General features: G+C 60.8%; 22 protein-coding genes. 1 reads left to right on the plus strand and 21 read right to left on the minus strand.

Annotation, left to right across the window (positions count from 1 at the left end):
• The 10 genes from DW211_RS00640 to DW211_RS00685 all read right to left on the minus strand — a co-directional run bounded on the left by DW211_RS00640 (position 1) and on the right by DW211_RS00685 (position 11,646).
• A complete protein-coding gene (locus DW211_RS00640) occupies positions 1-1,983 on the minus strand; it encodes an ATP-dependent DNA helicase RecQ (RefSeq protein ID WP_118258623.1) in 1,983 nt (660 codons plus the stop codon).
• 363 nt (positions 1,984-2,346) lie between these two features.
• Positions 2,347-3,066: a GntR family transcriptional regulator gene (locus DW211_RS00645; protein ID WP_118258625.1), complete on the minus strand. Its 720-nt coding sequence runs from the start codon at positions 3,064-3,066 to the stop codon at positions 2,347-2,349.
• A 104-nt stretch (positions 3,067-3,170) separates the two neighbouring features.
• Complete coding sequence (locus DW211_RS00650) at positions 3,171-4,178, minus strand: YitT family protein (RefSeq protein ID WP_118258627.1); 1,008 nt, start codon at positions 4,176-4,178, stop codon at positions 3,171-3,173.
• Between the two features lie 353 nt (positions 4,179-4,531).
• Positions 4,532-5,161, minus strand: a complete 630-nt coding sequence (locus DW211_RS00655; RefSeq protein WP_158558606.1) for an HAD family phosphatase — start codon at positions 5,159-5,161, stop codon at positions 4,532-4,534.
• Positions 5,162-5,317: 156 nt separating this feature from the next.
• Positions 5,318-6,301, minus strand: coding sequence for an SIS domain-containing protein (locus tag DW211_RS00660; RefSeq protein ID WP_226814256.1), 984 nt, complete (start codon positions 6,299-6,301; stop codon positions 5,318-5,320).
• 191 nt (positions 6,302-6,492) lie between these two features.
• The gene (locus tag DW211_RS00665) at positions 6,493-7,326 is read right to left on the minus strand and encodes a PTS system mannose/fructose/sorbose family transporter subunit IID (protein ID WP_118258629.1); all 834 of its coding nucleotides are present in this window, start codon (positions 7,324-7,326) and stop codon (positions 6,493-6,495) included.
• Positions 7,327-7,339: 13 nt separating this feature from the next.
• On the minus strand, positions 7,340-8,134 hold the full coding sequence (locus DW211_RS00670) for a PTS sugar transporter subunit IIC (RefSeq protein ID WP_022095161.1): 795 nt from the start codon (positions 8,132-8,134) through the stop codon (positions 7,340-7,342).
• A gap of 36 nt (positions 8,135-8,170) precedes the next feature.
• Positions 8,171-9,094, minus strand: coding sequence for a PTS mannose/fructose/sorbose transporter subunit IIAB (locus DW211_RS00675; protein WP_118258631.1), 924 nt, complete (start codon positions 9,092-9,094; stop codon positions 8,171-8,173).
• Positions 9,095-9,277: 183 nt separating this feature from the next.
• The gene (locus tag DW211_RS00680) at positions 9,278-10,360 is read right to left on the minus strand and encodes a DMT family transporter (protein ID WP_117629037.1); all 1,083 of its coding nucleotides are present in this window, start codon (positions 10,358-10,360) and stop codon (positions 9,278-9,280) included.
• 293 nt (positions 10,361-10,653) lie between these two features.
• Positions 10,654-11,646 (minus strand): SIS domain-containing protein, encoded by a 993-nt coding sequence (locus DW211_RS00685; RefSeq protein WP_089572760.1) that lies wholly within the window; start codon positions 11,644-11,646, stop codon positions 10,654-10,656.
• 205 nt (positions 11,647-11,851) lie between these two features.
• Between DW211_RS00685 and DW211_RS00690 the strand changes: the two genes are divergently transcribed.
• Positions 11,852-12,574, plus strand: coding sequence for a GntR family transcriptional regulator (locus DW211_RS00690; RefSeq protein WP_117736871.1), 723 nt, complete (start codon positions 11,852-11,854; stop codon positions 12,572-12,574).
• 388 nt (positions 12,575-12,962) lie between these two features.
• Here the strand turns inward: DW211_RS00690 and DW211_RS00695 are convergent, their stop codons facing one another.
• From DW211_RS00695 to rbr, 11 genes are all read right to left on the minus strand, one after another.
• Complete coding sequence (locus DW211_RS00695; RefSeq protein ID WP_118258633.1) at positions 12,963-13,553, minus strand: GNAT family N-acetyltransferase; 591 nt, start codon at positions 13,551-13,553, stop codon at positions 12,963-12,965.
• Positions 13,554-13,630: 77 nt separating this feature from the next.
• Positions 13,631-14,656: a low specificity L-threonine aldolase gene (locus DW211_RS00700; RefSeq protein WP_118258635.1), complete on the minus strand. Its 1,026-nt coding sequence runs from the start codon at positions 14,654-14,656 to the stop codon at positions 13,631-13,633.
• Between the two features lie 45 nt (positions 14,657-14,701).
• Positions 14,702-15,565, minus strand: a complete 864-nt coding sequence (locus tag DW211_RS00705) for a phosphatase PAP2 family protein (RefSeq protein WP_118258637.1) — start codon at positions 15,563-15,565, stop codon at positions 14,702-14,704.
• A gap of 56 nt (positions 15,566-15,621) precedes the next feature.
• Entirely contained in the window at positions 15,622-19,254 is a 3,633-nt protein-coding gene (gene mfd / locus DW211_RS00710; protein ID WP_118258639.1) for a transcription-repair coupling factor, read from the minus strand.
• A 157-nt stretch (positions 19,255-19,411) separates the two neighbouring features.
• Positions 19,412-20,077 carry an endonuclease III gene (nth, locus tag DW211_RS00715; RefSeq protein ID WP_117806045.1) on the minus strand — a complete coding sequence of 222 codons (666 nt, stop codon included), beginning with the start codon at positions 20,075-20,077 and terminating at the stop codon, positions 19,412-19,414.
• A gap of 63 nt (positions 20,078-20,140) precedes the next feature.
• Positions 20,141-21,943 carry an ABC transporter ATP-binding protein gene (locus tag DW211_RS00720; RefSeq protein ID WP_118258641.1) on the minus strand — a complete coding sequence of 601 codons (1,803 nt, stop codon included), beginning with the start codon at positions 21,941-21,943 and terminating at the stop codon, positions 20,141-20,143.
• Between the two features lie 127 nt (positions 21,944-22,070).
• Positions 22,071-23,426, minus strand: a complete 1,356-nt coding sequence (gene rmuC / locus DW211_RS00725) for a DNA recombination protein RmuC (protein WP_118258643.1) — start codon at positions 23,424-23,426, stop codon at positions 22,071-22,073.
• A 51-nt stretch (positions 23,427-23,477) separates the two neighbouring features.
• A complete protein-coding gene (locus DW211_RS00730) occupies positions 23,478-24,041 on the minus strand; it encodes a transcriptional regulator (RefSeq protein WP_117629046.1) in 564 nt (187 codons plus the stop codon).
• Positions 24,038-24,568, minus strand: a complete 531-nt coding sequence (locus DW211_RS00735; protein WP_117736879.1) for a DUF6036 family nucleotidyltransferase — start codon at positions 24,566-24,568, stop codon at positions 24,038-24,040. The genes DW211_RS00730 and DW211_RS00735 overlap by 4 nt, the downstream gene beginning before the upstream one ends.
• Positions 24,569-24,691: 123 nt before the next feature.
• Positions 24,692-25,126, minus strand: coding sequence for a hypothetical protein (locus DW211_RS00740; protein WP_118258645.1), 435 nt, complete (start codon positions 25,124-25,126; stop codon positions 24,692-24,694).
• Between the two features lie 441 nt (positions 25,127-25,567).
• Positions 25,568-26,107, minus strand: coding sequence for a rubrerythrin (gene rbr, locus DW211_RS00745; protein ID WP_118258647.1), 540 nt, complete (start codon positions 26,105-26,107; stop codon positions 25,568-25,570).
• Positions 26,108-26,126: the final 19 nt, after the last annotated feature.

The following is a 26,126-nucleotide window of genomic DNA, read 5'->3' on the forward strand; positions in this document are numbered from 1 at the left end:
TTACGCTCCATCCCGCGCATGCTCGGACTCAAATTCTTCAATCGCCGCCATAAACTGCTCGCCAAAGGCGTCGGCCTTTTTCTCGCCGATACCGTTGACCTGGATCAGCTCGTCGCGCGTCTGCGGGCGCAGGCGGCACAGGCCGCGCAGGGCCTTGTCGGAGAAGACCATGTACGGCGCCATCTCCAGCTCGGTCGAGATCTCCTTGCGCAAGGCACGCAGGCGCTCGAACAGCTCGGCATCGTCGCCCACGCGCGGGCGCTGATCCAGCTCAGCCTCCTCGCGCAGCAGATCCACCGCGCGGCGGGCGCGGGCCGAGGCCTTGCGCTTGGACGCGCGACGCTTAACGGTAAAGGCGAACGCCTCATCCTCGACCTCGCCGGCACGCGGGCCCAGGCCCACGACCGGGTACTGCCCCTGCGAGGTGACCAAATAACCGCGGCCGCACAGCTGGCCGATGATGTCCTTGATGCGCCCGACCGATTCGCTCGACAGCTCACCGTAGCCGCGGTCCTCGTCCAGATGCATCTGGCGAATGCGTTCGGTGTTGCCGCCGTGGAGCACGTCGGCGATCAGCGACTTGCCAAAACGCATGGGACGCGTGGCCACATAGCGCACGGCAGCGCGGGCCATATCGGTGACGTCCTCGACCTCGAACTGCGTGAGGCAGTTGCTGCAGTTGCCGCAGCCCTCGGCCTCGTTCGTGGCGGCGCCGCCCGCACCAGACGCTGACGCATGCTCGGCCGCGGCCTCGTCGCCAAAGTAGCGCAGCATGTATTCGCGCAGGCAGCCGGTGGTATTGCAGTAGCCCTCCATCTGGCTGAGCAGGCGGTAGCGGTTCTGGAGCGCCCACGCGCGCTGCTCATCGTCGAGTGCCTCGTCGGCAGCATCGCCGCGGTCTATCAGAAAGCGGCGCATGCGAAAATCGTTGCCGTTCCACAGCAGGTGGCAGCTGGCCGGGTCGCCATCGCGGCCGGCGCGGCCCGCTTCCTGATAGTAGGCCTCGATGCTCTCGGGCACGTTGTTATGGATGACATAGCGAACGTTGGGCTTGTCGATGCCCATGCCAAAGGCGTTGGTGGCGACCATCACCTGGATATCGTCATCGATAAAGGCACGCTGACTCTGGCGGCGGGCGTCATTGCCCATGCCGGCATGGTAGCGGCCCACGCGAATGCCGCTGGGGCCCAGCGCCTCGGCAAGCTCACCTGCCAGCTCATCGACGGTCTTGCGGGTCGAGCAGTACACGATGCCGCTCTCGCTCGAATGCGCGATTACGTAGTCGCGCACCCACGCGGATTTGGCCTTGTCGCCCATCTCCTCGCAGCCAAAGTAGAGGTTCTTGCGGTCGAAACCCGTCACGACGGTAGCCGGGTCGCGCAGGCCGAGCATCTGCTGAATGTCCGCACGCACGCGCTCGGTCGCCGTGGCGGTAAAGGCCGCCACGATGGGGCGCTGCGGCAGAGAATCGATGAACTCGCGAATCTGCAGGTAGGCGGGTCGAAAATCCTGGCCCCATTGACTCACGCAGTGAGCCTCGTCAATGGCCACGAGCGGCACGCCAATGCCGCCGTCCGCCGCGGCCTCCTGCGCAAAGGCTAAAAAGCGCGGCTCGAGCAGGCGCTCGGGCGCCACGTACATAAGCTGGTAGCGGCCCTCACGCGCCCGCTTGAGCACGGTATTTTGCTGGGCCGGAGTAAGGCTGGAGTTGAGATAGCTGGGTCGCGCGCCCGCCGCGAGCAGCGCACGGGTCTGGTCCTCCATAAGGGAGAGCAACGGACTCACCACAAAGGTGATGCCGGGCAGCATGAGCGCGGGCACCTGGTAGCAAATGGACTTGCCGGCGCCTGTGGGCATAACGCCCAGCGCATCGCGACCGGCAAGAATCGCATCGACCATACGGTCCTGCCCCGGGCGAAACGAGGTGTAGCCAAAATAGGCGCCGAGCGTGTCGAGCGCCATCTGCTGCATGCTATCGGTCATGGTTTCCTAACGTCCAAGTCATCTGCCGCCGATTATACGCCGCCACGCGGACCGGTGCCGCACGGCTGTCAGCAACGTTCATTCTGCGGTCAGTCATTGGGGACGTTCTTGAATGACCAGTCGTTTAAGAACGTCCCCAATGACTAACCGATGTCTTGGCAACGACAGCGAAAACCCGCCAGGGCGAGCAAGGTGCCTTGAAACTAGGCGGCATTGACCTTCTGGTCATGCCGCCGAAGTTGAAAGGCAGATTGCCGCTCTGACGGGTTTGCAGCGTCAAGCCGTTACGCGGTTTGGTAAAACCGCGTAACCAAAGGCGCAGCGTCGACCGGTCCGCCGTTCGTCAGAACGGCGGAACCAACCCTACATGACCATAACGTAGCGCGATCCCACGTAGTACTGCTTACCCATCAGGACCGGCTCGCCATTGGGGCCGGTAAAGCCGGCGCGTAGATTGAGCAGTGGATCGTGCGGAGCAATGCCCAACTCGGCCGCTTGCTCGGCGTTAGCGCGAACGGCCTCGACCGTACGGTAGCCAACCGAGACAATCGGCGTTCCGCCAACACGCTCGACCTCGGCAAAAATCGACTTGTCCTCAAGATCGGCCGTCAACAGCTCACGGTATGTATCAAACGGCACAAAGATGTTTTCCTCAAAGATGGGCTCGCCGTCGGCCGTACGCACGCGCTTAATGTGCAGTAGCAGCGCGTCCTTCTGCAGGCCAAAGAACTCCATCTCGTTTTGACGTGCCGGCACAATCTGGCGATCGACCACGTGTGCACCCGCCTTCATGTCATTGTCGGCACACAGCGCGGTAAACGTCTGCAGCGTCGAGGCGTGGAACTGGCGGTTGATGTGCGGCGTGGAGACAAAGGTGCCGCGGCCCTGCTGCTTAACCAGGTAGCCATCGGAGCACAGCTCCTCAACGGCGCGACGCACCGTAATGCGGCTTACCTCGTACTGCTCGGCAAGCTCAAGCTCGGACGGGATACGCTCCTTGGGTGCATAAACACCTTTCTCGATCGCATCCTTGATTTCGTCGTAAATCTGCTGGTAAAGTGGTGCATTTTTGGGTGCGGGCATATCTGATCACTCTTATCAAAATAGCGAAATAACTAATACGTATATAACGTCTTTTTATATGTTATCTCAGTTTGATAAAACGATACACCACATACAGCAAATCCTTACTTGCCGTCGTCCTGCTGCAGACTGTCCTGCTCGCTGAGGCGCGCCTGCCTGCTGGCCATGCGCGCGGGCTTGTCGGGATCGGGTACGGCCGTGGGCATGGGCTCGTCGACATGACCGCCCCACCAGCCGCCCACGAAGTTGAGCGTGTGGAACACATTGATCACGGCGCCGGGATCAATATCGCACACCAGCTTGATAATGTCCTGGCTCTCGTAGGTCGAGACAACGGCGTGCAGCAGATACATCTTTTCGCGGCTGTATCCGCCAATGACCTCGGCGCAGCTAATGCCATGCTGAAAATGGTCAACATAGGCTGTCATGACCTCGTCTGCCTTGCGTGTCGTGATCTGCAGCGTCACACGGTCGTAGCGTCGGTAGAAACTGTCGATGGTCTTGGTCGAAATAAACTGGAACACGATGGAATACGCCGCATTGTCCCAGCCAAACATAAAGCCAAAGATCGCCAGGATAGCGCAGTTAAAGCCAAAGATGACGCCCCAGATGGTCTTGCCTGTATGGTTGGAAACCCACAGCGCGATAAAGTCGGTGCCGCCGGTGGATGCGCCGGACTTAAGCGCGATGGCGGCGCCCAGGCCCGAGACCACGCCGCCAAAGATGATGAGCATGATCTTGTCGCCCAAAAACGGGGCGAAGTGAAAGATGTTGAGGAACAGCGACGAGAGCATGACCTGCATCATCGAGAAGATGACGAAGCGCTTGCTGATGCCGCTCCAGCAAAGGAGCGCCACGGGGATGTTGAGCGCGAGCATGCCGAGCGAGATGTCGATATGAACGCCGCCGAGCGAGGTGACGCGATCGAGCAGGACCGCGACGCCGGTGAGGCCGCTCGGAAGCAGGTCGGCGGGGCGAATGAACGCCTGAATCAGAAATGTCTGGAGAACGGCGGAGATGGTAACCGCCACGGCAGTAATGGCGCGGCGGACGATGGTGAGACGGCCGAGCACGAGCACGCGGTCCGTGAGCTGATCGATGGCGTTCGCCACGTAGGCTCCTTTCGAAGGCAGATGTAATTGTGGGGCATGCCGGCGATTGTAGCATGGAGCGCGAGAGGGCGCTTCAATTCACCCTCTCTCGACAACCAAAACGAGCCAGCAGCTCCCCAACCAAAGAGCCAAATTCTAAGTGAGTAGACTTTTCGCGATCTACCAAGCGCACTCAAAACAGCCACCTCTCCGACCTGCGGTTTTACTAAGGCAGATACGCTTTGTGCTCGGCATGTGCCAAAAAGTCTACTCACTTAGTCCGAGTCGAAGCCAAACGGATCTAAATCGAAGCCAAAATGAGCCAATCCACCGCAAGAGACGTGTGAATCCGCACTTCTTGCGGCGAATTGACGCTACAAAGCGGTCAGAATGTCGGCGAGGTTGTCGATGACGGCGTCGGCTCCCGTTTGGTCCAGGTTAACGCCCTCGTGCGGACGCAGTGCCAGGACGCGCGCGCCGGAGCGCTTGCCGGCCTCGATGCCCAAAGGCGAGTCCTCGATAACCAGGCACTCGGTAGGCTCCACACCCAGCGCCTCCATGGCACGCAGGTAGATCTCGGGGTCGGGCTTAAATGCACTGCACTCGTGACCGCTGATGGTGTAGTCCAGCACGTCGGTGATACCGGCAATCTCCACCAGCTCGTCAATGAGCTCGCGATAGGACGAGCTCGCGATGGCACACTTGACGCCGCGCTCGTGCAGCTCGCGCATCACCGGCTCCGTCTGCTCGTTGAGCAGCTCGGCATACGGAACAGGGTGAACCGGGCTGTAGACCTGCTTGTACTCAACGCGCAAGCGCTCGCGCAGCTCAACATCGTCGGGCACCAGCGACTTCCAGATGGCAGGCTCGTTAGACCCCGAAAGATCGGGGATCTCGTCAAAGTGGAACCCCTTTTCCTCCATAAACGCCACGCGGCGACGGTTGTAGAACCACTCGGTATCGACCAGCACGCCGTCCATATCAAACAGCACTGCCTTGATCATACGCATCTCCTCCCACCTGCCAAAAAGGGACAGGTTTATTTTGGTAGGTTTTACCTGGTGTTTTGCGACGCGACAGACACGCCCCCAAAGCAAAAAGGGGACGGGGCGCAAACCCCATCCCCTCTCAATCAACCCGTAAGGTCTACTTACTTGTGATTAGTAGGAAAGCTTCCACATGTAGCGACGCATGGTCAGCGGGTGCTGACGGGCCTCGGCGATCTGGTTGCCGTACTCGCGCATAACGGCGAGGTGCAGCAGCGGGTTGAAGTAGGTGACGACGCTCGCGGGCACGGCGTCAGCCAGGCCGTAGTCCTTGGAGTCGATCAGAGCGACCTTGGCGCCCATGCGCTCAAGGAAGGTGAGGGCGCGAGCGTCCATCGGACGGGTAGCACCATCGGACATGAAGAAGACGTAGGGCTTACCCTCGGTGGAAACCTCGAACGGGCCGTGGAAGTACTCGCCGGTGTTGTAGGCGGCGGCGTCGATCCACTGCATCTCGGTGAACAGGAAGGCGGCGTGAGAATAAGCCATCTTCTCGGAGGCACCGGAGGCCATGAAGTAGATCATCTTGTCGTCCTTGAAGTCCTCGGCGAACTTCTTGGCGAGCTTCTTGCAGTGCTGAGCGGCGTTCTCGCAGAGATCGAAAACGTTGGTGAGGCCGGTGATCATGTCCTCGTAGTGGTCATAGCCCTCGGTCTGCTGAAGGATCTCGAGAGCAAGAGCGATGGCATAGCCGGGCTTCTCGCACTTGGCAGCGTAGTTGGCGTGGAAGCCGTGGACGATGACGTGGTCGGCGTCGACGGTCAGAGCGGAGCCAGCCTTGTTGGTGAGGGAGACGACCGGGCAGTTGTGCTTCTTGGCGGTCTTGTTGGCCTCGACGGTCTCGGGCGTGGAGCCACCGAGGGAGCAGGTGATCACGAAGGTGTGCTCGTTGACCCAGGAAGGCGTGTCGTAGTTGAACTCGTTAGCGGTGAAGATCTGAACGTTCAGCTTGTCCGTGTTGTTGGCCAGGAAGTACTTGGCGGGGTAAAGGTCGGACATGGAAGCACCGCAGCCGACGAAAGCGACGCTGTGAATCTCGTGGTTGGACAGGACGTCAGCGACGATCTGCTTAGGGAGGTTAAGGTCGATCTCGTACATCTGACACATTCCTTTCGATTTGTTGCGGCGCCACATTGCCGGACGCTCGCAGGGTTACCGTGGTTAGGACCGAGTCGCCGGCCCGTTGAGGATGTGACAAAGGAACTGTCCCTTTGTCACATGTTAGGGATGGAAGCCTGCCTGGGGTATGGGATGCCAGGCAGGCCCCCGGGGGAAGCATTGGGTCGCGACTAGGCCAGGATGCCGACCGCGGAGAGGGCGATGCCGCCCACAATGGCGATCACGAGAAGCCAACCGGTGTTGACGTTCTTCTTGATGAGCCAGTACATAAGGCCGGTGAGGCCGAGGGAGATCATCTGGGGCATCATGCCGTCCAGGATGTCCTGGATAACGACGGTGCCCTCAGCGAACTGCAGCGGGGTGGTGGCGCCGATCAGCGTAGCGATCATGCCGCCCACGGACATAAGACCCACGATGCCGCAGACATACATGAGCTTCTCCATGAGGTCACCGCCCTGGAGCTTGCTCAGGTACTCGTGGCCGCCCTGGTAGCCAATCTTGGCGGCGAACCAAGTGATCAGCACGGAAGGCACGATGGAGATGAGCATGGCCAGGATCGGGCCCATGATGGAGCCCTGCTGAGCCAGCTGGACGCCCAGACCAAAGGCGATGACGCGGATGGTACCCTGGAAGAAGGAGTCACCGATACCGGAAAGCGGGCCCATGAGGGAGGTCTTGACCGCGTTGATTGAATCGGGGTCGAAGTTCTCGGGATCCTTGGCGTACTCCTCCTCCATGGAGGCGGTGAGGCCTAGGATAAAGGCGCTCGTCTGCGGAGTGCAGTTGTAGAACGCCATGTGACGGTGGTAAGCCTCTTTCTTAGCAGCGAGCTGCTTGGGGTCGGACTCATCCGGATAGAGGCGATCGAGCGTGGGAACCATGCCGTAGAGGAAGCCCATGTTCATCTGACGCTCGTAGTTCCAAGAGGCCTGGATGGCCCAGGAGCGCCAGAAGAACTGGCTGACCTTCTTGTTCAGGGACACGTCCTTGGTTGCGGTTGCCATAGTGTGTTCCTCCTTAGTCTTCGTCGTCTTCGAGCGGATCGTAGTCGGAATCGACACCGGCGGCTGCATGGGAGCCATTGAACTTGAAGCCCATGAAGACGACAGCCAGGCACACACCGATCAGAGCGACCGCGATGACGGACAGGTTGAGGTAAGCGGCGAGCAGGAAACCGATGAACAGGAACGGAGTCATACCCTTCTTGATCATCATGGTGAGCAGCAGGGCCAAGCCGTAGGCGGTCATGATCTTGGTCGAAACGTTCAGACCAGTGGACAGCCACTCGGGAACCATGTTGACGATGGCCTGGACCAGGTCGGTACCGACAAAGACGGCCAGGAAGATCGGCAGGAAGTACATGATGGCGTACAGACCGGAGCCGGCGCAGATGTGCATACGGTAAGCGGTCTTGAACTTTCCGTTATCGATCGCGCTATCTGCCACATGGGTGAGGGCGGCGATGATGGAACGGAACACGATGCCGAGGAGCTGACCCAGGACGGCGACCGGGATGGCGATCGTCATGGCGGTCTCGGCGGAAGCATCGGTCAGGCACGCAAAGGCAGCGGCCACGATGCCGCCCAGGACCATATCGGGCGGAACGGCGGCGCCGACCTGCACCAGGCCCATGGACACGAGCTCGACGGCGGCACCGACGGCAAGGCCGGTGGGCACATCGCCCAGCAGCAGACCGACGAGCGTAGCGCCAACGAGGGGCTGCTCGAAGTTAAGACGACCGAGCAGGCGGGAGTCCCACATGCAGAACACGCCGACGAGGCCGACGAGCACCGCACTGATGAACGTATTCATACCCTTCTCCTTTCAGTCAGGCAAACGCCTGGTTGATTACAGCTTGGCGTCGATGTCGACGCTCTGATACGTAGGGGTCTGCTGGACGTAGAGCTTAATGCCCATGTCGAGCAGCTGGTTGACGTCGGCCTTCTGGGCGGCGTCGAAGAAGACGGAGCTGTCCTTGCCGCCGACCTGCTCGGCACCGTCGTGGTTGGCGGTGGCGCCCAGGTTGATGGCGTCGAGCTTGTAGCCCTGGCAGAACTGCAGCATCTCGGCAGTGTTGCCAAAGACGAACATGACGCGCTCGCCGAGGGTGTTGAGCTTGTCCATCTTGGCAAGGGCACGCTCAACGGTGAAGACGTTCAGGCGCACGCCCTGGGGCTTGGCCAGCTTAAGAGCGCCCTTCTTGATGTCATCGTTGGCGGCAGCGTTGTCGACGACGATGATGCGCTCGGCCTGAACCTTGGTGGTCCAGGTAAAGACGACCTGGCCGTGCAGCAGACGGTAGTCAAGACGTGCGAGGACGATCTTGGCGGGACCGGAGCTGTGACGGGACGCCTTGGCCTTCTTAGCGGGAGCCGCGGCGACCTCGACCGGTGCGTTGGGGTTGGTCAGACCGGTGCGGGCCTCGTTGATGAGGGCCGCGAGCTCGGTGCCCTTGACGGGGGCGGGGCTCATAGCGAGCGTCAGTGCCAGCGGAATGTTGAAACCGCTGATCACCGTGAATGCCGCACCGTTGCGGGAAAGCTCGACCATGCTGTTGTTGACCGAGCTGCCGAGCATATCGGTCAGCACATAGACGGTGTCGTCCGCGTTGAACGTGGCGATCATGGCGTCCACCTTGTTGGTGATGGGCTCCTTGTCGTCACGAGCAAGCGACACGACGTGGACGTTCGACACGTCGCCGAGAACCATCTCGAGCGTGTCTTTGGCGCCTGCGGCCAGGCCGCCATGAGATGCGAGAATGATCTGATTCATCTTGCCTCCTCCTTTTCGTTATGGTCATTATAACGTCTTATACGTTGCGGATATTGCTAATTAGTATAAAGACCGTTCGCGGGTGAAAATCGACCGTTGACGGGTTTAACGTACTTGAAACGTTGGGGCTGGGCAGGCCGGCACTGGCGGGATAACCCCAAGTCGGACCCTGCGCGCAATCCCCTATCGCACGAAGTACCAGGGGCTTTCCTGCACGGTGGGCTCCAGCGCGATGCCGGTGCGCTCCTTAAACAGATCCATGTCCTGCGTTTTCTCCGTCCACCACGCGTTGGGCTTAAAGGTCATGCTCTCAGCGACATGACCGACAAATACACTGTTGCGCAGCTTGGAGAAGTCGGTGTTCATAATCAGGATGGACATGAGCACCAGCACAATACCCAGGACCTTGATCGCGCCGGCGGACTCGGCATAGACACCAATGCCCACCAGTACGGTGACGACCGTCTCGAAAGACATTACGACGGGAACTTTCGATGTCTCGAGCCCCATGGACAGACCCTGCATATATAAGATGTAAGCCACGGCTGTGGGGATGAGTCCAAAGCCAAGGAACAGCAGCAGCAGCTGTGGCGACATTGCCGCGGCGACATCCGGCCACGGAGCCGCGATAGCCGCCATAACCGCACCACCAAAAACAAGGCCCCAAAACGTGACAGCCAGCGGGTGGACCGTCTTGGTTGCTATCCGGCTAAACACCGCGAGCGACGCCCCACAAAAGCCTGCAATCACGCCCGACGTGACGCCCCAAACCGAAAAATGGAAACCGGAAAGGTCGCCATTAGTTACTGCAAGTACACAGCCCCCTATGTTAAAAGCGATGGCAACGAGCTTGTTGGGGGTCACGTCCTCGCGATAAAGCACGCGGCCGAGCACGACGCCAAACACCGGCGAGGTATAGAGCAGCACCGAGGCCGTGGACATGCCCACCTCGCCCATACACTCGTAATAGCAAGTGTTGGCGGCGGCCAAACCGACGATACCGACAAGCGCGCAGGAAACAAGCTCTTTAGGGCTTGCCTTGAACAGGGCCAGCGGACCCTGAGCCACGGTAGACCCCTCACCCGAACGGCAGCCCATAAACATCAGGACCGGCGCCAAGATAAGCGCTCCGACCAACAAGCGAAAGGCAGCCATACTCTGGGACGTAACGCCCATGGCCGAGATGCCGTTTACAAAGATTCCGATGCTGCCCCACATAAGCGCGGCGATCAGCACCAGCACATAGCCCAGATTGCTTTTCTTCAACGCAGCCTCCTCGGTATTGTTTCCAATATGTTTCACACTACGTTATAGTCGTTATATACATTTTTCAAGGCACAAATCGGCAAACGGGAAATCTCTAGACAAAGGGAGTGTCCCGCCAGCCACGGTATCGTCGATGTTTTGGCAATGTCAGCGAAAACCCGCCAGAGCGAGCAAGGTGCCTTGAAGTGAGGCGGCATTGACCTTCTGGTCATGCCGCCGAAGCTGAAAGGCAGATTGCCGCTCTGGCGGGTTTGCAGCGTCGGCCGGTTACGGCGTTTGGTAAAACGCCGTAACTAATAATCAAGCTTCCACATGTAGCGGCGCGTCATGTAGTCCTTGTGGGTGACGGCAGAGAGCGCGCGCATATACACGTTGTTGAGAATCGGGGCAAAGATCAGGTGGTTGAAGTACTCGCTCACGCTGTCCTTGATGTCGTTGAGGCCGAGCTCCTTGGCGTCGAGCTGATAGACGCGCTCGCCACCGTACTGGTTGACGAAGCGGATGCCGCGCTCGTCATTGCAGCGGCTGCGGCCGACGCTGATGAGCTGGAACAGCGAGGTGCGCTTGTCCAGAATCTCAAAGGGGCCGTGGAAGAAGTCGCAGGTGTTGATGGTGCAGGAGTCGATCTGCAGCATCTCCTGCACGTTGCAGATGCTAAAGACGTAGGCGGCACCAAAGAGCGGGCCCTGGGCCATGACGTTGATGCAGGGCTTGTCGGCGTTCTGCTCGGCCCACTTAGCAGCGAGCGGACGGGTGTACTCGACGGCCTTGCGATAGATGGGGTCGACCAAGTCGAACGCGGCCATAGCGGTCTCGTACTCGGCATAGCCCTCGGTCTGCTGCGTGAGCTCCATGGCGATCATGGTCACGACGGCGGAGTTGGTGCGGCCCATGCAAGACTCGTCAACGGCCAAGCTGTCGTACTGGATCTTGTAGTCGCAGACCTCGGTGAGGCCGGACTCGTCAACATAGATGGCGATGGTGCTGGCGCCGTGGTCCTTGGCGACCTGGGCGGCGACGATGGTCTCCTTGGTGCCGCGCATGGACACGACGACGGCCAGGGCGTTCTCGTTAACGTAGGCAGGGGTTGCGTGCACGAACTCGTTGCTGGTGTAGCTGGAGCTCACGACCTGCGTGGCCTCGTGCTCCATAAAGTACTGGGCAGGATAGTTGCCGCCGTTGGATCCGCCGGCGCCGATCCACACGACGCGCTTGATGCCGCCCTTGTCTGCCTTGTCAGCCAAAACCTGGGAGACGACGTCCTTAACCTGTTCCTGAGTAGTCATCGCGCATCAGCCTTTCTTCTCATTTAATGCTCTTGACGGCATACAAGTTACATACATGTTTTAGCGATGTCGACTAGTTGTATGCTATATTTGTCTTAGAAATTTTGCTGATGCAGTTTTCGATAAGTCGTTACCAGCAGTTTTATTGTTGTATTAGATACATGCTTGATTAGGCAAGCATACAAGTTAGATACAGGTTAGTCGTATGAGCGCTTCGTCTGAAAAGAAACTGACCCAATACGAGCGTCTGGCGGGCACACTGCGCGACCGCATCGCCGCCGGCACCTACGCCCGTGGAGACAAGCTGCCGTCCGAGATGGAGCTCATGGACGAATCGGGGCTGTCGCGCAGCACCGTGCGCCACGCCCTTAAGGTGCTCGTCGATGAGGGCCTGGTCCGCACCGAGCGCGGGCGCGGTGCCTTTGTGGCCGACACGCCGGCGCTCCACGAGAACAACCTGGTGTTTTCGAGCTATACCAAGCAGGTCGAAGGCCAGGGTATGAAGCCCACCACGCGCACGGTGGACTCGGGCTTTGCCAAAGCAATGGGCAGCGTGGCCAAGTTCTTTGACGCTAGCGTGGGCAGCAAGCTTGTCAAACTTGTCCGCCTGCGTTACCTGGACGATGCGCCACTGTGCCTGGAGACCACCTATTTGCCGCCAAGCTTTGGGTCGCTCATCGATCGCGATATCAACGGTTCGCTCTACGCCACGCTGCGCCAGGAGTTCCATCGCGCGCCGGCGCAGGGGCATAAGACCTTTGAGGTGTGCTATGCGTCGCAAAACGAGGCATTTTTGCTCAACGTCGAGCGCGGGCAGGCGCTGATCCTGATCACCGACTACGTCTACGACACCGACGGCCGTCCGCTCCATGTCTCCAAGCGCATCCAACGCACCGACCGCGCCAAATACACCGAGCCCATCGGCTAGCGCACCAAACGAGGCAAAATGTACCTAATAAACGTTTTACCTGCGGTTTTTATTAAATCTCAAGCCGGCATGGCGCAAATGCCAACATCGCCTGGCAACACTCGCCGCCCAAGCTCAACTGTTCCTGCCCAAAATATCCAGCACCGTAAATCTAAGTGAGTAGACTTTTCGCGACCTGCCGAGCACATTCAAAACAGCCACCTCCGTGACCTGCGGTTTTACTAAGGCAGATACGCTTTGTGCTCGGCCTGCGCCAAAAAGTCTACTCACTTAGCCCGCAAGGCGTCCCGAGGGGACAATCCAGGTCAAAATAGCGTACAAACGCCACGCTTCTTGCGGCGATTTGATACCACAAGACAGCCAAAAACCTGCCAAAATAAACCTGTCCCTAAATGGTAGGTTTAGGAAGGTCGGGGAACCAGGTTGGCTTGGGTTGGTTGGGCGTGCGCTCGGCTAGGATCAGCTCCATCCAGCACATGTCGTACCAGCGACCGAACTTTTGGGCGCAGCGGTCAAAGGCGCCCACCAGGCGGTAGCCCATATGGGCATGGAAATCCTGACTGTTGTGCGTCAGATACTCGTCGTCTTTGTCGTGCGGCACGGCAATGAGTGCGCACATGTTGGTGATGCCCATCGCGACCAAGCATTGCTTGAGCGCGTCGTGCAGCCTGCGGCCCAGCCCGCCGTGGCGCACGTCGCGCGCCAGATAGATCGACGTCTCGACCGACCAGTCATAGGCCTCGCGGCTGTTAAGCGCGCTCACATAGGCATAACCCACTGGACGCCCGTCCAGCTCCATCACCAAATACGGGTAGCGCTTGAGTGTACGCTCGATGCGCCCGGCAAACTCCTCAACGCTCGGCACCTCGTATTCGCAGGTTATCGCCGTCTCGCGTACATACGGCTCATAAATGGCAAGCAACGCCGCCGCATCATCGGGCGTCGCCAGGCGAATCGTCGGCTCGGACATCTCGGCCATACAGCCCTTCCCTCTCAAAAGCAAAGGCCGCCCCGCGCCAAACCCAGGCGCAAGGCGGCCCCCATCATCACATCAACCTACAGGACAGCCGCCAGCGCGTCGATGTCCTCCTGCGTCGTGGCCCAGCTGGTGCAAAAGCGCACCACGGTGTGGGTCTCGTCGTACTTTTCCCAGTACTCGATCGCCGCATGCTCGCGAATGCGGGCCATGTCCTCGTTGGGCAGAATCACAAACTGCTGGTTGGTGGGCGTCTCCAGGAAGAACTGGTAGCCGTGCTCGTGCAGCACGCGACGAAGCGCCTGCGCGGTTTCGATCGCCTGGCGACCAATCTCAAAATACAGGCCATCGGTAAAGAGCGCCTCAAACTGCACGCCCGTCAGGCGGCCCTTGGCCAGCAACGCACCGTGCTGCTTAATGCGCGGAATGGGATGCGCCGGAGCGTGCATGCCGCAAAACACCACGGCCTCGCCGCACAGAGCGCCGCACTTGGTGCCGCCGATGTAGAACACGTCGCACAGCTGTGCCAGCTCGGGCAGGGTGATGTCGCACTCGTCGGCTGCCAGCGCATAGGCCAGGCGGGCACCGTCCACAAACAGCGGAATCTCGCGCTTCTGGCACACCGCGTGAATCGCCGCGAGCTCGGCCTTGGAGTACAGCGTGCCGTACTCAGTCGACAGGCTCACGTACACCGCGCCCGGAAACACCGTGTGCTCGTAGCTCTCGTTTTCGTAGAACACCTGGATATAATTCTCGAGGTCCTCGGCATGCATCTTGCCCTCGTAGCCGGGAATGGTGAGCACCTTGTGGCCGCCAAACTCGATGGCACCAGCCTCGTGGCAGGCAACGTGGCCGGTCTCGGCGGCAACGACGCCCTCGTAGGGCGCGAGCAGCATGTCGATCACCGTCGCGTTGGCCTGTGTGCCGCCTACCAGGAAAAATACGTCGGCATCGGGCGCCTGGCAGGCCTCACGGATAAGCTGCTTGGCACGCTCGGTGTGTGCATCGGTGCCGTAGCCGGGCTGCGGCTCCATATTAGTGTCGACGAGCGCCTGCAGCACTGCCGGATGTGCGCCGTGGGAATAGTCATTGTTGAACGCGAGCATGGTAATCCTCTCTAGCCGGGCACGGGCCCGATGATTCAGATGGGGCTATTGTACGCCGCTCGGATAGGCAATGCGCGCGGCAAGGCACTCGAGCGCCAGCACCAGTGCAAAGCCGCAGCTCACATCACTCAAAAAGTGCGCGCCGATCACGATGCGACCAAAGGCGACGAGCGCCGCAACCACAGCGGCGACCCAAAAGACCACGCGGCGGCGCGACGGCTTTTCCTTAAAGGCAGCCGCGGGAAGCCCGGCGAGCATAAGGCCGATCGCCGCGTGCGCCGTGTGTCCGCTCGCAAACGACTTAAAGCCGTCCTTGATTACGCCGGCCGCAATATAGCTCCACTTGTCGGGGTTGCCAATCACCCACCACGGCTGAAAATTGAGCCCCGGCGTGACCTCGATCACGCGCATGCGCGGGCGCGACCACAGCGGCTTGACGATCACGTTGAGGATAATGGCCTGAGCGACCCACACGGCAAGCACCATCAACGCCCAGCGCGTGAGCTCGTCGGGATCGGTGTCGCGTGTGAGGCGGTAGGCGATGACGTTAACCGCGATGACCAACGCAAACGTCAGCACCAGCTGAAACGCGATGAGTTTGCCGCCGACACGCAGCGATCCGATAATCTCGTAGCCGACCAGGCCCACGTTGATCAGAATGCCCAGCGCGGCGAGCCACTTGCTCGCCTTGGAATCGGGGCGTGCCGAGCGCACGAGCATAACGCCCGCGATGCTCGCCGTCAGCTCAAACGGTAGCTCGCCGGCCGCCTCGACAAAGCGACCGTACATGCTGCCGATGTTGAACAGCGCGCTCGAAATCTGATAATCGAAGAAACTGCCCACGCCCAGGCAGAGGGCAAGGATAACCGCGATAGCAGCGGCGTCTTTCTTATAGATGTACCCGAACATGCTTTCCTTTCGATGGAACCAGATTGCCCAAATGGGGCGTTTGCAGCGTCGACCCGTTAGTCGTCGTCGCTAGCGCCCAGCTGCTGTAGCAGCATGAGCGCAGCGGCCACAGGGCCGGTGCCGTCGTTGGCGTCGAGACCGCGACCCAGGCCGCTGCCCGCGCCGGCGCCCGCCTTGTAGGGCACCGATAGCTTGCGGCTCTTGGGGAAGTTCACCGCGCCATAGCGAGTCTTGAACTCGAAGGCCACCTTCTTGGGCACGTCTACGCCCAAAAACGTGATGCGGCCGCCACTGAGCGTGACGCTCTCGAGCCCCAGGCGCTCGCCGCGAATGCGGATGCGCGCGCGATTGAACAGGTTGAGTCCCGCCAACGGCAGCTCGCCATGCGCGGCCTCGGTCTCTTCCTGCACCTCGTCGATGCTCTCCAGGTCCTCGGCCGCTGCGAGCTTACGGTACACGAGCACGCGCTGGTCCACCGCCGGCAGGTACTCCTCGGACAAGAAGTAGTCGGCCGGCAGGTTAATACCCACGCTCGCCGCCTCCACGCCGGCGTCGTCATCGCCGCGCGCCTCGGCCACGGCCTGACCCAGCATCTGCGTAAACAGGTCAAAGCCCACGCTCGACAGGTTACCGTGCTGCTCGGCACCCATGAGCGAACCGGCGCCGCGGATCTCCAGGTCGCGCATGGCGATACGCATGCCGCTGCCCAGGTCCTGGAACTCGGACAGTGCAGTCAGGCGCGCCGTTGCCTCCTCGGTGAGCGGCAGCTCGCCCGGGAACATAAAGTATGCGTAGGCCTGCGTGGCAGAGCGACCCACACGGCCCTTGAGCTGGTAGAGCTGCGCCAGACCCAGGCGCTGTGAGTCCTCGATGATCAGCGTGTTGGCGGTCGCGTTGTCGATGCCGCTCTCCACGATGGTCGTGGCGATGAGCACGTCGATCTTTTTGGTCGCGAACTCGATCATCACGTCCTCGACCTCGCGCGGACTCATCTTGCCGTGCGCCACGCCCACGCGCGCCTCGGGCGCGGCCTCGTGCACGCGCGCCACGGCGTCGTCGATGGTCTTGACGCGGTTGGACACGTAGTACACCTGGCCGCCGCGACCCACCTCCAGGCGAATCGCCGCGCTCACCACATCGGGGTCGTACTCCCCCACGTGCACGATCACGGGACGACGCCCGGTCGGTGGCGTGGTAATCAGGCTCATGTCGCGCACGCCGCTCGTGGCCATCTGCATGGTACGCGGGATGGGCGTGGCCGAAAGCGTGAGCACGTCAATCTGCTCACGCAGGTTCTTGAGCTGCTCCTTGTGCTGCACACCAAAGCGCTGCTCTTCGTCGATGATCACCATGCCCAGGTTCTTGGGGTTCACGTCGGCAGAAAGCAAGCGGTGCGTGCCGATGAGCACATCAATCGTGCCCTCGGCAAACGCCTTGAGTGCGCGCTTTTGCTGCGCCGGCGTGCGGAAGCGGCTGAGCACCTCGACCTCAAGGCCAAACGGGGCAAAGCGCTCAAAGAACGTCTCGTAGTGCTGCTGGGCCAGAATGGTCGTGGGGCAGAGCACCATGACCTGGCGTCCGGAGTCAACGCACTTAAACGCCGCGCGCAGGGCGACCTCGGTCTTGCCAAAGCCCACGTCGCCGCAGAGCAGGCGGTCCATGGGCTTGGGCGCCTCCATGTCGGCCTTAATGTCGGCGATGGCCTCCAGCTGATCGCGCGTCTCGTCGTAGGGGAAGCTCTCCTCCATCTCGATCTGCTCGGGCGTATCGGGAGGACAGGCGACACCGGCAATCGAGGAGCGGCGCGTATACAGATCGACCAGGTCAAACGCCAGCTTTTTGGCGTTCTTGCGCGCCTTGTTGGTGGCACGCGTCCAGTCGGCGGTGTTGAGCCTGGTCAGGCGCGGCTTGTCGCCGTCGGGTCCAACATAGCGCGTGATGCGGTCGACCTGCTCGAGCGGCACGTAGAGCTTGTCGCCATCGGCATATTCCAGCAAAAAGTAGTCGCGTTCCTTGCCGCCCACTTCCTGGCGCGCGATCTCGCTAAAGAGCGCGATGCCGTGGGTAGCATGCACCACGTAGTCGCCCGGCTTAAACGGGAAGGTGATCTGCGTAATGTCCACCTTGCGGCGGCTGCGCGCGCGGTTGGCGTCCATGCGGGCGTTGAGGTCAGCGATCGAGAACACGGCCAGGTTGGCATCGGGCACCACCACGCCCTGCGGCAGGGCGGCATCAACAAAGGTCACGCGTCCGCGCGAGATGGTGGGCACGGCGGCACCGGCGGCAGCTTGGGCGGCACCCGCCTCGAGCGAGCGGGCGTTGAGCGCATCGGCGCGGCGCTCGCGAATGGAAGCATGGGCCTCCTGGCGCGCGGCACGGTCGGCAGAATCCGCCGCCGCCACGCGCACACGGTCGCCGATAGCGCCCGCGTTTTCGGGCGCCGCGGTCAGCGACTCCTCAAAGGTTATGCCCTCGTCGCCAAAGGTGAGCTCCATCGACTCGCGCGCACCGCGGTCGGGGATGGCAAACACGCAGGCATAACGCTTGCCCACGACCTCCTGGACGCGCGTCATAAAACGGTTGTCCGAGCCTGCGATGGCCGGCTGCTCAATCTTGAGCTCTGCCGTCACCGCACCGCCGGCACGGATGAGGCTTACGTAGTTCAAGCGCTGCTGGGCACCAAAATCGAGCTGTTGAGCGCGCACGTACAGACCGTCCAGACGGTCAATCCCCGCCTCGCCGGCACGGGCCTCGATATCCTCGTAGGCGCGCAGACAGTCATCGAACAGCGAGCGCGGCTCGGACAGGACCACAAGCGCCTTGCCGTTCACGTGCGCCAACGGGCTCACGGTCTGGCCGTACATCACCGGCAAAAAGCGGTCGAGCTCGGGCGTGACGATGCGCGCGTCCACCATCTCGAGCAGCGCCGCCAGCTTGCTGTCGTCCTGGCTGGCGCGGTAGAGCGCCACGTGCATGTTGTGGACGGCCTCGTCGGTAAGCGCCAGCTCACGACAGGGGAAGATCTCGATGCTGTCCTCGTTGCCGATGGTCTGGCCCGTGGAACTCACCATGCGGCGGATACGGTCGATCTCGTCGCCAAAAAACTCGATGCGCACGGGCGCCTTTTCCTGTGCGGGAAACACCTCGACGGTGTCACCGTGCACGCGGAACAGGCCGGGTGCATCGGCGGCGCCGGCATTGGTGTAGCCCATGCCCACCAGGCGCTGCGGCACCTCGTCAAAAGGGATCTCCTCGCCCACCGCAAAGGTCGTGGACTCCCAGTAGCGGCTCTCGACCGGCGGCACGCAGCGCAGCAGTGCGCGGGCCGAGGCGACCATAATGCAGTTGTCGCCGCGCACGATGCGCCCGAGCGCCTCGCAGCGCTGCGCCACCACGGCGTCGTCGGGCGCCTGCTCGCGCCACGGATAGTCCTTGCGCTCGGGGAAGCGGCACACGTGCGCCAGCCCCACATAGGCGGCAAGGCTGCGGGCGGCACGATCGGCCGCGTCCTCGCCGCTCACAATGTAGACCGTGGGGCGCGGACGGCGCGCAAACTGGGCGGCAGCCATAAGCGTGCGACCCGACTGAGACACGGCCAGCGTCACGTCCTCGCCAGAATCGAGCCCGGCCTCGACGGTCTGCAGCGCCTCGGCAGTGTAGAGCTGCGCGGCTATACGGTGAATGAGCATGCTGTTCCTCCGGCATCGCAACGCCAAAAGCCCGCCGGGGCAAGCTCGGCGGGTCGTACGTCAAATACATTGTCTGTCATGGTAGCGCATGGAGAGAACTCCGGCTCAAGGGCAAACCCGGCCCCGCAAAAAACGCCAGACGAAGATGCGTTCCGCCCTACCCCGTCACGCGCACGCTGGGGCACAAATCTGCCAGCGGACACTCGCCGCACTTGGGTTTGCGGGCGTCGCAGATCTCGCGACCAAAGGTAATCCACTGATGGTTGACCGACTCCCAATACTCGTGCGGCAAAATCTTGAGCAGATCCTGCTCGGTCTTGAGCGGCTCCTTGGCATGCGTCTTGGGACTCAACATCAGGCGGTGCGCAATGCGGTTGACGTGCGTGTCCACCGCAATGCCCTCCACGATGCCATACCCCACGTTGAGCACGATGTTCGCCGTCTTGCGTCCCACGCCCGGCAGCTTTACAAGCTCCTTCATGTCGGCCGGTACCTCGCCGCCATAGTCGGCGACGATCATCTGCGCGGCCTCGACGGCATGCTTGGCTTTGCTCTTGTAGAAGCCGAGTGACTTGATGGTGTCTGCCACGTCAGCCACGCTCGCCCCGGCCATGGCCTCGGGCGTGGGCCACTGGGCAAACAGCCGCGGCGTCACCTTGTTGACCTGCGCGTCGGTCGTTTGCGCCGAGAGTAGCACCGCGATCAGCAGGCGGAAGGGATTCTCGTGGTCCAAAAAGCACTCGACCGGGCCATAGCGACGGTTGAGGCGCTCGCACACCTCGATGGCGCGCTCGCGCTTGGCGGCATTGGTCTCGCGTGGCATAACGACTCCTCAGCTCAACGGCACAATAAACTTATGGGCACAATTGTCCCACGTCCGAGACGCTTACGCCTCCAAGAATGCGCCGGTCTGACGGCTCCACAGGCTCGCGTACTCGCCACCCGCCTCGACGAGCTGCGCATGCGTGCCGTCCTCGACAATCTCACCATCGGCCAGCACCACAATGCGGTCGAGTGCCGCCACGGTGGACAGGCGGTGCGCCACCACAATGGAGGTGCGCCCGCGCATCAGGTTCTCGAGCGCCTCCTGCACCAGCGCCTCGGACTCGCTGTCAAGGGCAGAGGTCGCCTCGTCGAGCACCAGAATCGGCGCGTCGGTGAGGATGGCGCGGGCGATGGCCACGCGCTGGCGTTGGCCGCCCGAAAGCTTGACGCCGCGCTCGCCCACCATGGTGTCAAAGCCGTTGGGTAGGCGGTCGATAAACTCGGTCGCATTAGCCAAGCGAGCCGCCTCGCGGATCTGCTCGTCGGTGGCGTCGGGACGTCCGTAGGCGATATTCTCGCGAATGGAGCGATGGAACAGCAGCGCTTCCTGCGGCACGTAGGCAACCTGGCGGCGCAGGCTCTGCTGCGTGCAGTGCGAGACATCCTGACCGTCCACGAGCACGCGGCCGCCCTGAACATCGTCCAGACGCAGCAGCAGCTTGGTGAGCGTCGTCTTACCCGAGCCCGATTTGCCCACCAGGCCCACGCGCTGGCCCGCCGCCACATGAAGTGTCAGGTCATCGAACACGTTCTCGCCCGCCGCAGCGTCACGGTACGCAAAGCTCAGGTGCTCAAAATCAATCCCGCCCTCGGTCACTTTGAGCTCGGGAGCATGCTCGTCGTCCGCCACCAGGCGCGGCTCGTCCAGCACGCGCGTCATCTCGGCGGCGTCACCCAGCGCGCGGTTAATGCGCTGCATCATGGAACTCACGTAGTTCAGACGCATGGTGAGGTTATACGTGTAGGTAAAGATCATGACGAGCGAGCCGGCCGAGATGCCAAACCACGCGTTGCCGCCCGCCACGAACACACTCACCACGGCCATGGTGACGACGATAAGGCCCGAGGTTGTAAAGTTGCGCTGCATCATGGCGTGCATCGATACCGTCTCGGCATCGCGCGCGGCGCGGTCGGCGGCATCGAACAGATCGTGCTCAAAGTCCTCGCGCCCGCAGGTCTTGACGGCCAGGATGTTCGTAACCGCGTCGGACAGCACACCCGAGAGCTTGTTTTGTGCGGCGGACGTCGCGGCCGAAAGCGGCATGATGCGCTTGTACATAAGCCAGACAAACGCAATGTAGACGACCATGATGCCCACCAGGATCACGGTAAATACTGGCACCACCGGGGCGAGCGCCGCCACCGTGCAGACGACCGAGGTGATGGTGGGAATGAGCGAATACACCGTCACGTCCACCAGCCCCGTATAGCCGCTCATAAAACGGCTCGTCTGGCTCACAAGCGATCCGCCAAAGCGGCTGGTGTGGAACGTCATGGATTGATTGGAGAGCGTGTCGAAGCACAGGCGCGCCAGGTGATAGTTGACCGCGATCTCGAGCTTGTAGACGGTGTAGTCCTGCAGCTTGGAGAGGATCTGTCCCACCAGGTTGACGAGCACGAGCGCCAAAATGTAGGGACCGAAGACCTCAAACACCTGGTCGCCCGCTACGGGGCCGGCTTGGACACGATCGACGATGAGGGCCATAACGTAGGTGTTGGCAAACGTGAGCAAAAAGATGTAGCCCGCCGACGAGAACACCGAGAGAAAGACGATCAGCGGCTGCGTGCGCGTGACATCCCAAAAACGCTGCAGCGTGCGGCGCACGGTTGAGCGTTTGAGCGGGCTGGTGCTTCTCTGAGACATGGGCTTCCTTTCGCGTCTGATAGGGCGAAAGGCCATTGTTGCACATTAAAGTGCGCTTTAGGCAAGTGCGATGCGAAAAGCGGTGGGGCACCCGCGTTTACGCCGGCGCCCCACCGTCTTGTTGCAATTAGCCCTCGTCTTCTTGATCTGTGGGAAGGCCCGCGGGCGTGAGTCCCAAGATCTCATCGGCTTGGTCGGCATCTTCCAGCGCGTCGATGTCCTTGAGTTTGCGCTCCATGACGTTGGTGCGCGTGGTGATGATGCCCTCGACCGTTTTGCCCGCAGTCTCGATCTGCTGCTGGGCGCGACGCAGCGCCGCCTGATAGCGCGGTAGTTCGGCTTTGACGGCGGAAAGCACGCGTAGCACGTCGTCGGTGCGCTTTTGCAGCCTAAACGTCTGGTAGCTCATCTGCAGGCTGTTGAGGATGGCCGCCATGGTGCTGGGGCCGGCAACGTTGACGTGATAGTCGCGGCCCAGGGTCTCGATAAGCCCAGGGCGCGTGACGACCTCGGCGTACAGGCCCTCAAACGGAACGAACAGAATGCCAAAGTTGGTGGTCGCGGGCACGCTCAGGTACTTTTCGCAGATGTCCTTTGCCTCGCGCTTCACCATGGTGTCGAGCGTCTTGCGCGCGGCGGCGACGGCCTCCGCGTCGCCCGACTCCTGGGCGTCGAGCAGATGCTCATACGCATCGCCCGGGAATTTGGAGTCAATCGGCAGCAGCACGGGATCGCCCTCGTCTACCGGCAGCTTGACGGCAAACTCAACGCGCTCCGAGGCGCCGGGCTTGGTGGCGACGTTTTCCAGATACTGGTCGGGCGTAAGGATGTCCGCCAGGATCGCACCCAGCTGCACCTCGCCCAAAATGCCACGCGCCTTGACATTGCCCAGCACGCGCTTGAGGTCGCCTACGCCGGTGGCGATAGATTGCATATCGCCCAGGCCCTTATACACGGCCTCGAGCTGGTCGCTCACCTGCTTAAACGATGCCGACAGTCGGTCGTTGAGCGTGCGAGAGAGCTTCTCGTCCACCGTCACGCGCATCTGATCGAGCTGCACGTTGTTGTCTTTGCGGATGGCGCCCAGCTGAGCATCGACCGTCTCGCGCACCTTGTCCAGGCGATGCTCGATGCCCTCGCGGTTGGCGCCAAGCTGTTGGGCCGTCTCACGGCGCAGGTCGTCCATACGGTCGCCAGCCTGCGAGAACTCGCGCGCAATGGTCAGGTAGCGCTGCTGCTCTACGGCGGCGTCGGTCGTCTGCTGCTGCGCGATGGCGTTTGCCGTGCGGCGGGTTTCTGCCAACGCCACATTAAGGGCGTCGAGTGCATTGTTGGCCTGTTCAAGTGCCGCCAGCGTCTCCGCGCTACTGTCGCCACGCTCCCGCAGCTCGGCACGCAGGCTCTTGAGCTGGAGGGCGCAAGCCGCAGCGACCCCCACCGCCACCAAGGCGATCACAACAAGCACAATATCAATAGCAGACATAAACTCCGCCCAACAAACCCAATCGATTATCAATCAAAACCGCGATCAATCTTACCCCGCCACACGCACCGGGCGCCCGGCCCCTTCTTGGGTGCTTCTCTCCTCCGCATATTCCATAATGCGACGCGCTGTCTTCCTGCTCACCTTCGAGTCATCACCGGCTAAGTATGCGTACACGTTTCCCTTATTCAGATTCAAATCGCGGCAGAGCCCGTAGCGCGTTACACCCGATTCCTCCAATGCTTTAAGTGTTCTCTTTCTCATCAGGGCGTTCACCCTTCTGTCGGCCGCTGGCTTTTCTTTCACCCCTCTATACGCACGCCAAACGTTGGCGTAACGATTGGGGAGCTTATCCTCGGAGCATAGAGATGCCAGGCTACTCGCTTGGCCATACAGAGACAAAACACCTCGATAGCCCTCTTCCATCCACGAGCCCTCGGATAAACCCAGAACGTATTCGGCCTTACCCTGCGCCAAAGCGAGCAAAAACAGAGGCTCCGCCACACGCGGCTCAACCGTTGTTGCCTGCTTTACAAGCTTCCTAAAACTCAGCGACTGCTGTCCGGACAGCTCTCGGCAATAGCCTTTCAAAAATCCCTCAAAAGTCAGATTCAACCGAGCACCTCCTTTTTGTATTGCCTGTATGCACAGACCATCTCTTGATAACTCCGCTCTGAAGGCGACGAGGCCAACGCCTCTCCTTCATCGAATATAAGCCGCTCGAGCAGATCCCAATCAAGTCGGTCGATAAATGTTCGACTATGGAGGTCGACGATGTCGTTCGGACGATAGGCATAAAGCTTCATCACCGCCAGATCCTCCAAAGATGGCGTAAAGTACCTGATAAAATGCGCCCCGATCTCCAATGGGATCAGTCGATCTTCGTAATTGAATGGCATCTGGTTGCAATATGCCACTACCATGCCATTCACCTCGGGGTATCGAGCTATGATCTCGCGGAGGCACCTGTCTGCCTCAAACACATCAATGTCATGCGTAACCGACCGATTCGTCACATCGTTTAGCATGAAGGCGCTTCCTCCCACCAATACAACGCTCGGCCTATCGTCTCTTGGACCTATTTCCAGCTCCGCCTCTTCGTCAATATCCAAAAGAGTCTGCTCTAAATCCTGCTTGTACATAGCAAATCCTATTATTATTCATCTTCAATAATACTATTCAGTCGCACGACAGGACCCACAGGATGCAAGAATCCTACTCGTGGCGAGAATCCCTACACCCTAGAAGTCCTAATGTGACAAACGCTAACTCTCCCAGCCGGCGCGGATGGTTGTTATGACGTCACCTAAGCGCTGGCCTAGGGCCGCTAGATGCTGGAGCACCTCGTTGGGCGATGCGCCGTTGAGGATGCACGTGAGGGCATACGACGCCAGAAAGATGGCCGCAAGCCCCAGCGGGATGAGCACGATCATCGCCAAGGTGCGCAGGCGCTGGCCCACGCGGCGACGACGCGCACGACGCTTGTCGAACGCGAGCTCCTGCGCATATGAATCTTGCTGTACGGAATAGGCCTCTGGCGCCGATTCACACCCGGGCACAGCTGCAGGCACAGCAGCGGGCACGACGTTTTGCACGGGCGCCTGGTTGGCAACCCCTTGTATTTGCATCTCCATGAGTCGTTGCTGCTGACGCAGCATGCGCTCAGCTTGTTGCTGCGGAGTCTCAAGAAACAGATCCATGCTGGCCTCCAAAATCGGAGCATTCGACGCTTACGACCAGCATCCCGCACCGCCATGACCGCGACAACGCAATCGCCGGCAATAGCCACAAAGTTTCTTTTGCTCAAAAGCTGTCGAAAAGCTCAACAACTCCCCTACCAGCACTTTCTCTGAGCTTTTTTCGCCAACAATCTTTTGGCCTTCCACCCTCACGCCAACTGACCAAAATCTAACCAATAGCTTGACGAAAATTGTGGAGACCGGGACCCCACAAAAACGTGCCGCCCCAAAAAGGGGCGGCACACAACCTTTTTTATCAGCTTTTCTGTATCGAGCACGCGACGACCCAACGCCGGAGCGCAAGGCGGGGAAATACCTTTGCCTCGCGCGACTCTGCGAAGCCGTGAGCGAGAGGGAAAGGTATTTCCCCGCCCTGCGCTCCGCAGCAGCCAGCGCCAAGCGCTAGTAGTTCACCACCTGCTCCTCAAAGTACGCCTTGGGGTGGTTACACACCGGGCACACCTCAGGTGCCTCGGCACCAACGTGCAGATGTCCGCAGTTCAGGCACTTCCACACCTTTACGCCCTCGCGCTCAAACACCTCGCCCGACTCAATGCGGTCGACGAGCTTGTTGTAGCGCTCCTCGTGGGCCTTCTCGACGGCGGCGACACCACGGAACTTTGCGGCAATCTCGGCAAAGCCCTCTTCCTCGGCGGTCTTGGCAAACTCGTCGTACATCGTGGTCCACTCGTAGTTCTCACCCGCGGCGGCATCGCGCAGATTGTCCAGGGTATCGGGGACGGCGCCATCGTGCAGATACTTAAACCACAGTTTGGCGTGCTCGGACTCGTTGCCAGCCGTCTCGGCAAAGATGTTCGAGATCTGAACGTAGCCGTCCTTCTTTGCCTTGGAGGCATAGTAGCGATACTTGGTGTGTGCCTGGGACTCACCGGCAAAAGCGGTCTCGAGGTTCTTCTTGGTTTGGGAATTCTCAAAATCCATAGGTGTACTTCCCTTCAAC

This window comes from Collinsella sp. AM18-10, assembly GCF_003471585.1.
Taxonomy (GTDB): domain Bacteria; phylum Actinomycetota; class Coriobacteriia; order Coriobacteriales; family Coriobacteriaceae; genus Collinsella.